This is a genomic window from Variovorax boronicumulans, from assembly GCF_040544675.1.
Classification (GTDB): Bacteria; Pseudomonadota; Gammaproteobacteria; order Burkholderiales; family Burkholderiaceae_C; genus Variovorax; species Variovorax boronicumulans_D.
In genome coordinates, this window is the sequence record NZ_JBEPKK010000010.1 from 157,573 (window position 1) to 172,742 (window position 15,170).

The 15,170-nt window shown below is 68.2% G+C and carries 13 protein-coding genes; 5 read left to right on the forward strand and 8 right to left on the reverse strand.

Features of this window, described 5'->3' with window-relative positions:
- Positions 1-6 precede the first annotated feature (6 nt).
- From ABIC90_RS18585 to ABIC90_RS18610, 6 genes are all read right to left on the reverse strand, one after another.
- Positions 7-669: a DUF3348 domain-containing protein gene (locus ABIC90_RS18585; RefSeq protein ID WP_354356552.1), complete on the reverse strand. Its 663-nt coding sequence runs from the start codon at positions 667-669 to the stop codon at positions 7-9.
- Positions 670-811: 142 nt separating this feature from the next.
- Positions 812-1,432 carry a pyridoxamine 5'-phosphate oxidase family protein gene (locus tag ABIC90_RS18590; RefSeq protein ID WP_354356554.1) on the reverse strand — a complete coding sequence of 207 codons (621 nt, stop codon included), beginning with the start codon at positions 1,430-1,432 and terminating at the stop codon, positions 812-814.
- 50 nt (positions 1,433-1,482) lie between these two features.
- On the reverse strand, positions 1,483-2,034 hold the full coding sequence (locus tag ABIC90_RS18595; protein ID WP_354356556.1) for a methylated-DNA--[protein]-cysteine S-methyltransferase: 552 nt from the start codon (positions 2,032-2,034) through the stop codon (positions 1,483-1,485).
- A complete protein-coding gene (locus tag ABIC90_RS18600; RefSeq protein ID WP_354356558.1) occupies positions 2,031-3,275 on the reverse strand; it encodes a YbfB/YjiJ family MFS transporter in 1,245 nt (414 codons plus the stop codon). Before ABIC90_RS18600 ends, ABIC90_RS18595 begins: the two co-directional genes overlap by 4 nt.
- A 52-nt stretch (positions 3,276-3,327) precedes the next feature.
- Positions 3,328-6,402, reverse strand: a complete 3,075-nt coding sequence (locus ABIC90_RS18605) for an FAD-binding and (Fe-S)-binding domain-containing protein (RefSeq protein ID WP_354356560.1) — start codon at positions 6,400-6,402, stop codon at positions 3,328-3,330.
- Positions 6,403-6,412: 10 nt separating this feature from the next.
- Entirely contained in the window at positions 6,413-7,108 is a 696-nt protein-coding gene (locus tag ABIC90_RS18610; protein ID WP_354356562.1) for a GntR family transcriptional regulator, read from the reverse strand.
- A gap of 121 nt (positions 7,109-7,229) precedes the next feature.
- On the opposite strand from ABIC90_RS18610, the gene ABIC90_RS18615 reads away from it, so the two are divergent.
- The 3 genes from ABIC90_RS18615 (at position 7,230) to ABIC90_RS18625 (ending at position 10,361) form a co-directional block, all read left to right on the forward strand.
- Positions 7,230-8,474 (forward strand): pyridoxal-phosphate-dependent aminotransferase family protein, encoded by a 1,245-nt coding sequence (locus ABIC90_RS18615; RefSeq protein ID WP_354356564.1) that lies wholly within the window; start codon positions 7,230-7,232, stop codon positions 8,472-8,474.
- A 109-nt stretch (positions 8,475-8,583) separates the two neighbouring features.
- Complete coding sequence (locus ABIC90_RS18620; protein WP_354356566.1) at positions 8,584-9,561, forward strand: Bug family tripartite tricarboxylate transporter substrate binding protein; 978 nt, start codon at positions 8,584-8,586, stop codon at positions 9,559-9,561.
- Between the two features lie 38 nt (positions 9,562-9,599).
- Positions 9,600-10,361, forward strand: coding sequence for a 2-keto-4-pentenoate hydratase (locus ABIC90_RS18625; protein ID WP_354356568.1), 762 nt, complete (start codon positions 9,600-9,602; stop codon positions 10,359-10,361).
- Here the strand turns inward: ABIC90_RS18625 and ABIC90_RS18630 are convergent.
- Positions 10,310-11,272, reverse strand: a complete 963-nt coding sequence (locus ABIC90_RS18630) for a LysR substrate-binding domain-containing protein (protein ID WP_354356570.1) — start codon at positions 11,270-11,272, stop codon at positions 10,310-10,312. The two genes, ABIC90_RS18625 and ABIC90_RS18630, sit on opposite strands and share 52 nt — an antisense overlap.
- A gap of 92 nt (positions 11,273-11,364) precedes the next feature.
- Here ABIC90_RS18630 and ABIC90_RS18635 point away from each other — a divergent pair, with 92 nt between their 5' ends.
- Positions 11,365-12,555, forward strand: coding sequence for an MFS transporter (locus tag ABIC90_RS18635; protein WP_354356572.1), 1,191 nt, complete (start codon positions 11,365-11,367; stop codon positions 12,553-12,555).
- An 88-nt stretch (positions 12,556-12,643) separates the two neighbouring features.
- Entirely contained in the window at positions 12,644-13,150 is a 507-nt protein-coding gene (locus ABIC90_RS18640; protein WP_354356574.1) for a GNAT family N-acetyltransferase, read from the forward strand.
- A 20-nt stretch (positions 13,151-13,170) separates the two neighbouring features.
- Here the strand turns inward: ABIC90_RS18640 and ABIC90_RS18645 are convergent, their stop codons facing one another.
- Positions 13,171-14,745: a hypothetical protein gene (locus ABIC90_RS18645; RefSeq protein ID WP_354356576.1), complete on the reverse strand. Its 1,575-nt coding sequence runs from the start codon at positions 14,743-14,745 to the stop codon at positions 13,171-13,173.
- Positions 14,746-15,170: the final 425 nt, after the last annotated feature.

Sequence of the window (15,170 nt, forward strand, 5' to 3'; positions counted from 1 at the left end):
CTCTGGTTAGCTCGTGCGAAGGGCTTGCAGCAACCCTTCGACCGGTTGAAATCGGATCTCCATCTCGGCGATCAGCACGTCCTGCATGTCCCTCTGGAACACGGTGAGCCACGCGCCGGGCTCGACCTCGTTGTCGGTCTTGCGCAGCCGCTCGAAGTGCTTCTCGAGCATCGCGGGCACGGTGGCCAGCAGGCGCTGCTCCTGCGCGCTCACCGCCTGTTCCATGACGACGTCCACCGCCGCGAGCCGCGCCATGTCGGGCGACCTGGCCGCAAGCGTGGACCGCAACCGTGCGCGCAGCGGGCCGATGCGCGTCTGCATGGCCTGTTGCCGTGCAAGGTAGCGCCGCCGGTAGGCCGCAAAGTTGGCAGAGGGGTCCACGGGTGCGTTGCGCGTGTCGTCCGCGATGGCCTCGGCCAGCAGCGTTCGCACGCGGGTGAATTCGCGTTCCTCGGCGCTGCCGGACGACGCGCGCACGCCGGTGGGCACGGGCATCGGACCGCCGTTCAACGCTGCAGACAAAGAGATGGCATCGGTCCAACCGAGCCATTGGCTCAATCGGTCCGCGAAGGCTTGTTTGGACTCGGGGACGTCGATGTCGCCCAGCCGGGAGAGCAAGCGAATCAGCGCCGAGCCGGTGAAGCCTGTGCGCCGTGAAACTTGCACCATACCGCCAGTCGGAAAAACCTGGCAGTCTACACCGCTCCCCCTCCCTGGCCGGCTGCGCGCGCGGTGCCGCAAACCCGTTTTGCGTGACATCTTGTAGCCCGCGCCGGCAGGCCACGGGCGGCTTCGGGGCGGGCGGCCGGGGTCAGTACAGGGTCGCCTGCTGCCTCGCCGGGAGCGCCCGGTCGTAGGCCTCCCCGTCGATGGCCGCATCGGTCAGCGCCGAAAGAATGGCGCCGGGTGTCGGCACCTGGCGCGCGGCATCCGCTGCGGCTGGCGCCCAGAGCTTCGCGCGCTGGATCGCGCGGGCGCACTGGAAGTACACCGACTCCACCCGGATCTCGATCACGCATTGCGGCAGCTTGCCGTCGACCGCGAAGCGCGCCATGACATCGGGCGCCACGGTGATGCGCCCTCTTCCGTTCACCCGCAGCGTCTCGCCGACGCCGGGAATCAAGAACAGCAAGGCCACGCGCGGGTCCGCCACGATGTTGCGCAGGCTGTCGATGCGGTTGTTGCCGCGGCGCTCGGGCAGCAGCAGCGTCTTGTCGTCCTGCACCACGACGAAGCCCGGCGGGTCGCCGCGCGGCGAGGCGTCCAGCCCGCCGGGGCCGGTGGTGGCCAGCACCGCGAACGGCGACGCGGCGATCAGCGCCTGATAGCTCGGGTGAAGGTAAGACACCTCCTTCTTGAGCGAGGCCTCGCCGGGCTGGCCGAACAGGGCTTCGAGCTGGGCGATGGTTTCGATGGCGTGGGGTGGGGTCATGATGTTCCTTCGTGGGCTTGGTGCCCATTCAATGCTGATTCAGTGCCGATTCAGAACAGCGAGGCCATCCCGTTTGGCCGCGCGTCCTCGATGCCGAGCATGCGCAGCTTGGTCAGAGCGCCGCCGCCTGCGGAAAACCCGCCGGGCTTGTTGCCGGCTGCCAGCACGCGATGGCACGGCACCACCGGCGCGAAGGGGTTGTGCCCCATCGCCTGGCCCACGGCGCGTGACAGGCCCTTGTCGCCGAGTTCCTGCGCAATCTCGCCGTAGGTGCGCGTCTGCCCCGGCGGAATGCGCCGTGCGATGGCGTAGATGCGCTGGTGGAATTCCGACACGCCGCGCATGTCGAGCACGATGTGGCTCAGGTCGTCGTGCACGCCCTGCAACAGGCCCTGGATGGCGACGATGGCGCGCTGCGCCATGTCGTTCGGCGGCCCTTCTTGCAGGTCCGGAAAGCGTTGCCGCATGCGCGCCCGCGTGGCGGGCTCGCCCTCGTCGGTGGGCAGTTGCACGCCGACCAGTCCAAGCGGTCCCCAGGCCAGGGCGCACATGCCGATCGAGGTCTCGAACAGTGCAAAGCCGTGGTCGTCTTGTCCGTTCATCCAGTCTCCTTCAGCGCATGCTGGCGCGACGCCAGCACCGCACCCAGCCACAGCGCGATCGCCGAGGCCACCAGCCCGCGCGCGAGGCCGCCGGGTCCGTCTGAAATCCAGCCCGTCACCGTCGGCCCGACGATCTGCCCCAGCGCGAAGACGATGGTGAACAGGCTGATGCCCTGCGCCCACCGCGCAGGCGGCAGGTTGTGGCGCACCAGCGCGGTGGTCGAAGCCACCACCGACAGGAACACCCCGCCGAACAGCACGCCAGAAGCCAGCGCCACCGGCGCCGAGGCACTGAGCACCGGCAGCAGCGTGGCCACACCCAGCAGCCCGTTCAGCAGCGCCTGCGGCTGGCCGCCGCGGTAGCGGTCGAGCAACCCGGCCCAAAGGCGCGACGAGGCCACGCAGGCAATGCCCAGCAAGGCATAGAACAAGGTGACGAAACCGGCGCTGGCACCTTGCTCCCGCAGCAGCGCGATCACGAAGGTCATGTAGCCGATGTAGCCCATGCCGAAGAGCGCGTAGCCCGCGAGCGCCCAGCCGAACTGGCGCACGACGGCGGGCTCTGCCCCAGACGCCGCGGTGTTCGCAGACGGCGGCGATGCCGAAGCCGGCCGCTGCGGCATCGCGCGCGCAGCCCAGGCCAGCAAACAGGTTGCGGCGGCGCTCGCGAGCGCCAGTGCCCACCACGCCCAGGTCCATCCATGCGCCACGCCCTCCGCCGAGCGCAGCACCTGCGGCACGAGCAGCGCCGACAGCAGGATGCCGAAGCCGGTGCCGCCGTAGTAAATGCCAAGCAGCAGCCCGCTTCGCGAGGCGCCCGTCCTTGCGTCCGCCTCCCCAAGTCGTGCGGCCAGCAAGCCGCCCGCCACGAACACCCAGGCGCTCGCCACACCGGCCAGCAGGCGCTGCAATAGCAAGGCCGGCGCGGCGATCACGAATCCGCTGCCCGCCATGAACACGCTGGCCAGCACCGCGCCCACGACGAGCAGCCGCGTCACGCCGAAGCGCCGCATCAGCGCAGGCGTGACCAGCGCACCGACCAGGTAGCCGACCGCGTTGGCGGTGTTCATGCCGCCGGCCAGCGCGTAGCTCCAGCCGAGGTCGTCGCGCATCGGCGGCAACAACAGCGCATAGGCGAAGCGTGTGATGCCGAGCGACACGGCGGCGCCCATCGACAGCGCGAACGCGAGCCGCAGCGTGGGCTGCGCGGGCGCGTTGGAAGAGGTGAGCGTGGGCTGCATCGGATCGGGAGGCGCCCATTCTGAGGCAGCCCGCGCGATCCTGCCGGCTGGATCAGGCGCGGTGGCGCACCGGGTCCGATGGCAGATGGCGTGCCAGCAGCACCGCCACATGCACCGCATCGCGCTGCGCGCCGTCGGCGATCTGGTGCCGACAGCTGGTGCCGTCGGCCACCACGATGGCATCGGGCTTTGCGCGGACAGCGGGCAAGAGGCTCGCTTCGGCCATCTGCATCGACACCTCGAAATGGCTCGCCTCGTAGCCGAAGCTGCCGGCCATGCCGCAGCAGGAGCTTTCGATCAGCTCAGGCTCGGCGCCGGGAATCAGCTTGAGCACGTCGAGAATCGGGCTCACCGCGCCGAAGGCCTTCTGGTGGCAATGGCCGTGCAGCAGGATCGGTGCGGTGGAAGGCTTGAGCGCCAATTCGAAGCGGCCTGCCTTGGCTTCCCGCGCAATGAATTCCTCGAACAACAGCGCCTGTTTCGCCACGGTCTGGGCCTTCTCGCCGAAGCCCATCACCAGCGTTTCGTCGCGCAGCGTGAGCAGGCACGAGGGCTCCAGGCCGACGATGGGGATGCCTGCCTCTGCGAGCGGCAGCAGCGCATCGATCAGCGCCTCGGCACGCACCTTGGCTTCGTCCACCATGCCGCTGGCCAGGAAGGTCCGGCCGCAGCAGTGGTGCCCGCCGCGCTTTTCGACCGTGTGCAGCACATAGCCCGCGGCTTCGAGCACGCGTGCCGCCGCAAAGGCGTTCTCGCTTTCGAAGGTGCCGTTGAAGGTGTCGACGAACAGCACCGCCGTCTTGCCGCCGCGCGCAGCAATCGACAGCACCGAGGCCTGGTCGGCGAACAACCCGGGCTCGTTGCCCTTCGCGCGCCAGAAGGTGTCGCTGCGCCATTCGGGCAGCGAGCGCTTCGCCGAGAAGCCCAGCAGCTTCTCGCCCAGCCACGCCGCGCCGGGCACGCTGTTGCGCAGGTTCAGCAGCCAGGGCATGCGGCTTGCGCGGTGTGCGTAGTCGGGCATGTACGCGACGAGCTTGTCCTTGAGCGTGTGGCCGTGGCGCTTCTTGTAGTGGTCGAGGAACTCGATCTTCATCTTCGCCATGTCCACGCCCGTGGGGCAGTCGCGCTTGCAGCCCTTGCAGCCGACGCACAGGTCCATGGTCTCGTGCATGGCCTCGCCGGTGAAGGCATCGGCGCCGAGCTGGCCCGAGAGCGCCAGGCGCAGCGTGTTGGCGCGGCCGCGCGTCAGGTGCTGTTCGTCGCGCGTCACGCGGTAGCTGGGGCACATGGTGCCGGCGTCGAACTTTCGGCAGTGGCCGTTGTTGTTGCACATCTCCACCGCCTTGGCGAGGCCGCCGGTGCTGTCGCCGCCGGTGCCGGGCGCGGTGGTCACTTCGGTCGCCGGGTCTGCGTTGACGTTCCAGGCCGACCAGTCGAGCACGGGCTTGAGCTCGATGCGGCGGTACGGCCGGGGCGCGGTGGGCGGCGCAAAGCGGAACAGCGAGCCGTCGTCCATGCGCGGCGGGTCGATGATCTTGCCGGGGTTGAACAGGTCGATGGGGTCGAGCTTCTGCTTGATCGCGCGGAAGGCCTCGTTGATGGCCGGGCCGAACTGCCATTCGATCCACTCGCCGCGGCACAGGCCGTCGCCGTGCTCGCCGCTGAAGGCGCCCTTGTACTTGCGCACCAGTGCGCTGGCCTCTTCGGCGATGGCGCGCATCTTGGTGGCGCCGTCTGCCCGCATGTCGAGGATCGGCCGCACATGCAGCGTACCGACCGAGGCATGCGCGTACCAGGTGCCGCGGCTGCCGTACTTCGCGAAGACTTCGGTCAGCGCATCGGTGTATTCGGCCAGGCTTTCGAGCGGCACTGCGCAGTCTTCGATGAAGCTCACGGGTTTGCCGTCGCCCTTCAGGCTCATCATGATGTTGAGGCCGGCCTTGCGCACCTCCCACAGGTTCTTCTGCCGCGCGTCGTCGGGCATCTGGACCACGCTGCCGGGCAGGCCCAGGTCACCCATCAGTTCGACGAGCTGCTTCAGCTGCGGCAGCAGCGCGGCCTTCTCGGCACCGGAAAACTCGACCAGCAGGATCGCGGCGGGCTTGCCGATCAGCGCGGTTTCCACTGTCGGCTTGAAGGCGGGGTTGGCCAGGCTCAGCTCGATCATCGTGCGATCGACCAGCTCCACCGCCGTGGGCCCGAGCTTCACGATGTGCTGCGCCGCATCCATGGCCGCATGGAAGGTCGGGAAGTTCACGATGCCCAGCACCTTTGCGCGCGGCAGCGGCGCGAGCTTGAGCTTCAGGCTCTTGGTGTAGGCCAGCGTGCCCTCGGCGCCGATCAGCAGGTGCGCCAGGTTCACGCTGCCGTCGGCGGTGTAGGGCCGCTCGCTCTGGTTGTCGAAGATGTCGAGGTTGTAGCCGGCCACGCGGCGCATCACCTTGGGCCAGTTCTCCGCCATCGCGTCGCGGTGCTGCCGCGCCAGGCTGCGCACGAACTGTGCAATGCCGGCCGCGCGCACGCCCAGCGTGTCCACCGGGCCGAACTCGACCAGTTCACCGCTCGACAGCCACGCGCTCGCGCCCAGCACGTTGTGCACCATGTTCCCGTAGGCGATGGAGCGCGAGCCGCAGGAGTTGTTGCCCGCCATGCCGCCCAGCGTGGCCTGCGCGCTGGTCGACACGTCGACCGGATACCAGAGCCCGAGCGGCTTGAGCTTCGCGTTCAGGTGGTCGAGCACGAGGCCGGGCTCGACGGTGGCGGTGCCCTCCTCCACGTTCACATCGAGCACGCGCCGGAAATGCTTGCTGTTGTCGATCACCAGCGCCGCGCCGGTGGTCTGCCCGCACTGGCTGGTGCCGCCGCCGCGCGCGAGCACCGGCACCTTCAGGTCGCGCGCGATGTCGATGGCGGTGGCGATGTCGCGGTCGTTCGTCGGCACGAAGGCGCCGACCGGCGTGATCTGGTAGATCGATGCGTCGGTGGCGTAGCGCCCGCGGGAGCCGTCGTCGAACAGCACCTCGCCTTGCGTCTCGGCGCGCAGCCGGCGCGCGAGCAGCTCGCAGGTGTCGTTGGGCGGAAGAACGGTTCCGGCTGGCTGCATGTGGCTGGCGGGATCTATGCGCATGGCGTGGCGTTCAGCTCGCTTTGTGGGCTTGTGGGTAGATTTCGCCGGCGCGCAGGAGCTCCAGCACCGTGTCCCGCTTGCGCAGCACGTGCGCGATGAGCACCTTGCGCATCGCCGGCGCATCGCGTGCGGCCAGCGCCTGGATCATCTGCTCGTGCTCGTCGACCGCGTGCTTCCACTTGGCTTCGTTCTGGTTGGTGCGAAAGCGCAGCGACTGCACGCGCGCGTTGATCGAGCGGTAGGTGCTCGCGAGCACCGGGTTGCCCGCGGCCTCGTTGATGGCGGTGTGGATGCGCGCGTTCAGGCGGTAGTAGCCCGAGAGATCGCGCCGCGAAAAGCAGGCCAGCATTTCGTAGTGCAGCGCGCGCAGTTCGGCCAGTTCTTCGTCGGTGATGCGCTTGGCGGCCAGTTCGCCCGACATGCCCTCGAGCATCGCCAGCACCTCGAAGGTGTCCAGCACATCGGCCTCGGTGAGCTTGACGGCCACCGCGCCGCGGTTGGGCAGCAGGTCGACCAGCCCCTCGGCCGCGAGCAGCTTGATGGCTTCGCGCAGCGGCGTGCGCGACACGCGCATCTGCAGGCACAGCTCGCGCTCGTTGAGCTTGGCGCCGGGCGCGATGTGCCCTTCGACCAGCAGGGTGCGAAGGCGCGCCGCGACCTGGTCATGGAGGGCGAGCCTGGAGATTTCGATGATTTCGGCGGTCATGGGTTTTCCCTTTGAATGCATTTTGAATGCAAAAAATGGGACTCACAACCCCATCAATTAAGGGTAAACCATCGAACATAAATGCATTTTGAATGCAAAACTGAAAGCGAAAGGACAGTCCATGCTGCAACTCGACATCCACCCCACCGGCCGCCACTTCCTCCAGATCCCCGGCCCCAGCCCGGTGCCCGACCGCATCCTGCGGGCCATGAGCCTGCCCACCATCGACCACCGAGGGCCCGAGTTCGGCACGCTCGGTTTGAAGGTGCTCGGCGGCATCAAACAGATCTTCAAGACCAAGCATCCGGTCGCGATCTACCCCGCCTCGGGCACCGGCGCCTGGGAGGCTGCGCTCGCCAACACGCTGAGCCCTGGCGATCACGTGCTGATGTACGAGACCGGCCACTTCGCCTCGCTGTGGCAGAAGATGGCCACGCGCCTGGGCCTCTCGACCGAATTCCTGGCCGTGTCCGGCACCGACGAACATTTGCCCAACGCGCCAAGCTGGCGCCGTGGCGTGCAGGCCGAACTCATCGAAGCACGCCTGCGCAAGGACACCGAAAAGAAGATCAAGGCCGTGTGCGTGGTGCACAACGAAACCTCCACCGGCGTCACCTCCGACATCGCCTCGGTGCGCAAAGCCATCGACGCGGCCGGCCACCCTGCGCTGTTGATGGTCGACAGCATCTCGGGCCTCGCGAGCGCCGATTTCCGGCACGACGAATGGGGTGTGGACGTCACCATCAGCGGCTCGCAGAAGGGCCTGATGCTGCCGCCCGGCATCAGCTTCAACGCACTCTCGCCGCGCGCGCTCGAAGTCTCGAAGACCGCAAAGCTTCCGCGCGCCTTCTGGGCCTGGGACGAAATCGTCGAGATGAACAAGGACGGCTACTGGCCCTACACGCCCAACACGAACCTTCTGTACGGCCTGTCGGAATCGCTGGACATGATCCTCGGCGAAGGGCTGGACAACGTGTTCGCGCGCCACCAGCGCTGGGCCGCCGGCGTGCGTGCGGCGGTCAACGCCTGGGGCCTGCCGATCCAGTGCGCCGACCCTTCCGTCTACTCGCCGGTGCTCACGGGGGTGATCACGCCCGAAGGTGTGGATGCCGATGCGCTGCGCCGCTTGATTCACCAGCGCTTCGACCTTTCGCTGGGCACGGGCCTCGGCAAGCTCAAGGGCCGCATGTTCCGCATGGGCCACCTGGGCGACAGCAACGACCTCACGCTGGTGGCCATGGTCGCGGGCGTCGAGATGGGCATGAAGCTCACCGGCATCAAGCTCGCGGGCAGCGGCGCGCAGGCGGCGATGGACCATTTCGCCAACCACGCGGCCGCGCCCGTCGGCCTGCAGAAAGCCGCCTAAGCCAGAGACACACCGGCCGCAACGCGTCGCTCGAACGGCGCGGCGGCCCTTCCTGTCGGGCACATGCCCCGGCACGCATCGGACCCCCAACACAACGGAGACAAAGATGATGCAAAGACGTTCCCTCATCCAGGCCGCAGGCGCCGCGGCCGCCACGCTGGGCGTGCCCCGGCTCTTCGCGCAGGAGTGGCCCACGGGCCCGGTGCGCATCGTGGTGGGTTTTCCGCCGGGCGGCGGCACCGATGCGTTGGCGCGCGTGGTCGCGCAGAAGCTCACGATCATGTGGGGCCAGCAGGTCATCGTCGAGAACAAGGGCGGCGTTGCCGGCGTGCTCGCAGCCGACTATGTGGCACAGCAGCCCGCCGACGGCAGCACGCTCTTGATGGCCCACATCAACAGCCACGCGCTCGCGCCCAGCCTGCAGCCCAAGCTGCGCTACAACGTGGAACGCGACTTCGTGCCGATCGTGCTCGTGGGCGTCACGCCCAATCTGCTGATCGCCGCGCCGGCGCAGAAGGCGCTCACGGTCAAGGACATCGTCGCGGCCTGCAAGGCGTCGCCGGGCACGGTGAGCTTCGGCTCGGCCGGCGCGGGTTCGGCGCAGCACCTGGCGCTGGAGATGTTCAAGCTGCAGGCGGGCATCGATGCGATGCACGTTCCCTACAAGGGCAGCGGCCCGTTGCTGGCCGACCTGATGGGCGGGCAGATCCAGTACAGCTTCGAGACCATGACGGCCGCCACGCCGCATGTGAAAAACGGTCGTGTGATTGCTGTCGCTCAAACGCGCACCAAGCGCGCCAAGGGCCACCCGAACGTGCCGACGATGCAGGAGCAAGGCTTTGCGGGCTTCGAGGCCACCACCTGGTACGGCCTTGCCGGTCCCGGCAAGTTGCCGCCCGCGATCGCGCAGAAGGTGAACCGCGATGTCAATACCGTGCTTGCGATGCCCGATGTGCAGGAACGCCTGGACACCTACGGCGCGGAAGACGGCGGCGGCTCGCAGGACAAGTTCAAGCAGTTCATCAGCACCGAGATCGCCAAGTGGGCGAAGGTGGTGAAGGACGGCAACGTGCACGTGGAAACCTGAACCCGCAGCTGCCAGAATCGCGAGCCATGACCCCCTCCATGACAGCCCTCGCCGACGCCCTGATCGCCGCACGCAGCGGCAACCGCACCCTCGACGCCGCCCCCTGGACCGACGCACTGCAAGACGCGGCCCAGGCCTATCAAGTGCAGGACGCGGTGGCGGCTGCGCTCGACTGGTACGGTGACGACGGCGCCGTTGCAGGCCACTGGAAATCCGGCGGCGGCTCGCGCAGCGCAACGCTCACGCATGCGCCGCTGCCGCCGGACGGCGTGCGCCAGAGCCCGGCCCACTTCGACGACCTGATGTTCCACACGCCCGGCATCGAATCGGAAATCGCGCTGCGGCTCGGCCAGGACGTGACGCCCGAACAGGCCGCGAAGCTGAATCACGACAACGCGGCTGCGCTCATCGATGCGATGGCCGTCTCCATCGAAATCGTCGATTCGCGCTGGCAAGACCTCGCCTCCACGCCCGCCCTGCTTCGCCTTGCCGATTCGCAAGTGCACGGCGCGCTGGCGCTGGGCGAATGGCAGCCCTACACGGCCATCGACTGGGCCGCGCAGCGCTGCGAAACGCGCATCGGCGACGCCGAAGTCGTCGTACGCCAGGGCACCCATCCGCTGGGCGACCCGGCCTGGCTGCTGCCGATCTGGCTGCGCCACCTCACACGGCATGGCCAGACCGCGCGCGCCGGCACGGTTGTCACCACCGGTTCGTGGGTCGGCGTGTTGCCCTGCCGCCGCGGCGATCAGGTGACGGCCGAATTCGCCGGCATCGGCGCCGTGCGCTTGCGCGTGTAGCGCCCCTCGCCGACGCCCGAGCACGCCACCAGAAAGTCGAGCACCGCGCGCACCCGCGCGGGCAGCGTGCCGGCCTTGCCGATGTAGACCGCGTGGATCGGCTCGATCTCGCCGGGGTTGAATTCCTCGAGCACCGGCACCAGCCGCCCGGCATCGATGTCGTGCTGTATGTGATACAGCGACAACCGCGCCACACCCGCCCCCGCGATGGCCAGTTGCCGCAGCGTCTCTCCGTCGCCCGCGCGCACCGGGCCGGCGATGGGCATCGCGATCGTCCGGCCGTCGACGCGCAGCGGCCAGTCGGGCGAACTGCGGCGGTAGGTCCAGCCCAGGCGGTTGTGCGCTTCCAGTTCCTGCGGCGTTCGCGGCGTGCCGTATTTCGCCAAGTAGCCGGGCGAGGCCACGATGGCCTGGCTGGTTTCACCCAGGCGCCGCGCCACCAGGTCGGACGACGGCAGCTGGCCCCAGCGGATCGCGATGTCGGCGCGTTCGTCCATCAGGTCGACGATGCGGTCGGTGAGCGCGATGTCCAGCGTGATCTGCGGATGCAGCTCCAGCAAGCGCGGCACCAGAGGCACCAGCTTGTGATGGCCGAAGGACACGCTCGCGTTGATGCTCACCCGCCCGCGCGGCGCCGCACCGGCGGCGGCACAGCGCTCGGCTTCGTCCATGTCGGCCAGCACGCGGGTGCTGCGCTCGTAGAAATGCAGCCCTTCGGGCGTGAGCTGCAGCTTGCGCGTGGAACGGTGCACCAGCTGGATGCCCAGCCGCAACTCCAGCCGTGCAACCAGCTTGCTGATCGCCGAGGGCGTCATGTCCAGGAGGCGCGCCGCTGCGGAGAATCCGCCCGACTCGACCACCTGCACGAAGGCTTCCATTTCGCCGGATCGGTTGACATCGAGACGGGGCATGGCGAATCCTTGTCTGTGATTTCAAATCACAAGTGCATGTAGCGGCGGCATTCTAGTCACAAGCGGCGAATGTCCGCACAGTACAGCGCATCATGCCAATCGCTCTACTTGCCCTCACCGCCGGTGCCTTCGGAATAGGCACCACCGAATTCGTCATCATGGGCCTGCTGATGCAGGTGTCGACGGACCTCCATGTCTCCATCACGATGGCGGGCCTGCTGATTTCAGGCTACGCGCTCGGCGTTGCGGTCGGCGCGCCGGTGCTCACCATCGCCACCCGCAAGCTGCCGCGCAAGACCGTGCTGCTCGCGCTGATGGCGATCTTCACGCTCGGCAACCTGGCCTGTGCGCTCGCGCCCAACTACGAGATGCTGATGGCCGCGCGCGTCGTCACCTCGCTGGCGCACGGCACCTTCTTCGGCGTCGGCTCGGTGGTGGCCACCGGGCTCGTGGCGCCCGAACGCCGCGCCTCGGCCATCGCGATCATGTTCACCGGCCTCACCGCCGCCACGCTGCTGGGCGTGCCGGCCGGTGCGTGGCTGGGCCTGCAGTTCGGCTGGCGCTCGGCTTTCTGGGCCGTGACGCTGATCGGCATGCTGGCCTTCGTGGTGCTCGCGGTGTTCGTTCCCCGTGTGAAGGGTGAAAGCAAGCCCGCGCCGCTGCGCGAAGAGCTGGCCGTGCTGGCGCGCCCGCAGGTGCTGCTGGGCCTGGCGATGACGGTGCTCGGCTTTGCCGGCGTGTTCGTGGTGTTCACCTACATCCAGCCCTTGCTGACGCAGGTCACCGGGCTCTCGGAGTCGGCCGTGTCGCCGATCCTGCTGGTGTTCGGCGGCGGCCTGGCCGTGGGCAACATCCTGGGCGGCAAGCTGGCCGACCGTGCGCCGATGGCCGCGGTGCTCGGCACGCTGGTGGCGCTGGCCGTGGTGCTCGGCGCGATGCAGTTCACCATCGGCACGCCGTTCGCCGCCGTGGTCTTTGTCGGCCTGCTCGGTGTGGCCTCCTTCGCGACCGTGGCGCCGATGCAGTTGCGGGTGCTGGAAAAGGCCTCGGGCGCGGGCCAGAACCTGGCGTCCAGCCTCAACATCGCGGCCTTCAACCTCGGCAACGCGCTGGGGGCCTGGGTCGGCGGCATGGTGATCGACCACGGCCCGGGGCTGCGCGCGCTGGGTTGGGTCGCGGCGCTGCTCACGCTCGTCGGCCTGGCGATTGCGCTGTGGAGCCGCTCGCTCGATCGGCGCGAAGCCTGCGGTGCCGTGGCAGACTGCGCCTCGGCGCGGGCCTGAGGGTTTCGACTGCTTCAAGACGAAGCGGCGCTCGCGCATTCAATAGCGCGACCGAAGCACGCCGCACACAAGAAAGGCTGCAGTCGAAGTGACCCTGGCCACCCGCCCCGAAATCTCCGTTCGCGCCGCCGTTGCGGCGGATGCGCACACGCTCGCCGCCTTGTCGATCCAGGTCTGGCTGAGCACCTACACCGAAGGCGTGAGCGATCTGCTTGCGCGCCACGTGATGTCGGAGTTCACGCCCCAGAAGTTTCTTGCGCTGGCAGAGGCGCCCGATGTTTCGCTGCAGGTCGCCCTGGCCGACGAGCGCCTCATCGGCTACGCATTTGTGCGCTACGGCGTGCGGCAGCCTTTGGTGCCGGGGGCCGATTCGGAACTCTGCACGCTGTATGTGCAGGAGCCGTTCACGCGTTCGGGCGTCGGCTCCGCGTTGCTGCACGCCGCAAGCGCGGACAACGGCAAGCTATGGCTCACGGTCAATGCGCAGAACCTGCGCGCGCGCCGCTTCTACGAGAAGCACGGATTCGTCGTGAAGGGCACATCGTGGTTCGTGCTTGGAGCGGGCCGCCACGAGAACCTCGTGCTCGGGCGCTGACCGGCGCCCGACAAGAAGGTTCAGGGGTTCAATGCATCGCCCTTGCCGTCGGGCTTCGATGCGTCGTAGCGATGGTTGTCGCGCCAGTTCGCAAACCCCGGACCCGACACGACAGCCACGGGATACCAGTCCGTCGTCGGCCTGAACCTGTTGTCCAGCGCGTCGAGATTGCCGTAGCTCGCGTTGGCTGTGCGCTCCAGATAGAGGTTGTAGCCGCCGCCCTCCAGCAGGTTGCCCTCGATCCTCACGTTGTGGATCGGCAGCCAGGTCGGCTGGATAAAGAGCGCGCCGGTGTCGTTGGCGGTCGAGCAGTCGAGCCGGTTGTTGAGGAACACGGCGGTGCGACCGGGTGCGTCGCTGAAATCGCGGATGGTCGCGGCCTCGTTGTGCGAGCCGGTGGTCGCGGGGTTGCCGAAGGCGCGCAGCCCGCGCACATAGTTGCGCTCGGCGCGCGCGCTGTGTACCGCGCCGGTTTCGAAGAAGCAGATGCCCGATCCCATGCCCTGGATGAGGTTGCGCTCCAGCGTGCCGACGCCGAGGAAGGCGCAGGACTTCGCAACGGCCGAAGCGGCCAGGTGCGCGGTATCGATGTCCGAATCGCGAATGACGACGTTGCCGGCCTGCGTGGCGGTGCAGGTGCCGTCGCGGCAGGTGGTGGTTGTCACGATGTAGTCGTGGTGCTCGCCCAGGCGGTCGGGGCGTATGCACGATTTCTCCACCAGGATGTTGCCGTTCGACAGGTCGAGCGGCCCGGCGATGCGTACGCCGCTCAGCACGGCGCCCGATGCGGGCTTGAGGCTGCCCGTGTACGCCGGCAACTGGTCGCACGTGAGGCCAACGCCCGCCAGGCCGACGTTGGCGGTCGTGATGTTCCAGCCGCGCGCGGGGTCCGAAACCGGCGGTTCGGTCGGCGGTTCCTGCGGCGGCGCGGTGCCGGCCTTCAGGCCGTGGATCGCATAGCGAAGGTTGCCCTGGCCGTCGGTGCGGGTCAACTGCGCGGGCCAGGCGCTGCCGAAGTCCTGCTTCGTCCAGCGCAGCCCGCCCGCGGTGCCGCTGCCGTCCGCACCGATGCCGGCTGCAGCATCGCCCGACCAGATCGCGAGCCAGTAGGCCCCACCCTTGCGCACGGACACACGGTTTGCGAGCGGCAGATCGAGCCAGCCCGATGCCCGGGCCACCGTCCTGTCGCTGGAAGACAGCAGTTGCGGGCCGGCGTCGCCCTCGAGATAGAGCGCCGCCTTGTACGCAATGCCGCCGGCGTCGGGCCGGCCCTTGACCCACGCGCGGATGCGGTCGAGCTCGGCGTCTTCTCCGGCCGCGAAGAGATTCAGGTTGATGTAGTGCCCGCTCGAATCGACCAGGCTGTCGGTTTGCGAACCCGCATCGCTGTTGCCGAGCGCCTGGCCTGCGCTGGACGGGTTCGGCGCGTTCAACGATGCCTTCTGCGCCGGCTTCTGTGCCGACGCTGCTTCGCTCAAGCCGCTGGTTGCGCCCAGCGGGCCGCCACCGCCGGACCCGCCGCCGCCGCATGCGCCGATGGCAATTGCGCAGCTTGCCGACAGGAGAAATCGAACCCACACATGCGATGTTTTCATTCAGGAAGATTCTTTCGTTCAGAAGTTTGCCGGTCACGCCGAAGTCGCTGTCGCCCCGCTGCACCCCACTCACCAACTGCACCCGGTTGCGCGCCGTGAAGCGCCGACAACGCGGAAAGAATCAGGGGCGGTCGATGAAGGTGCCGCATGCATCGATCGAAGCCGCGGGCATGGCGCCAAATTAACAAAGGGCGTGGGCACCGCCTTGTAGATTCTTAGCTTCCAGCGCCTGCGCATCCCCCGCGATACGGCGAAAACGCGCGTGGCTGGCAATGCCGCGATGCAACTGAATACCTTCGCATGACCGGTGCGTGGGGCGCATCCATCTGAATGAAATCAGCGCTTCACGAACGCGGCAGGCGCTGGCATGCTGCGTGCCCACAACCAACAAGGCGCCAACACGGCACCCACAAGGCAATCACGCG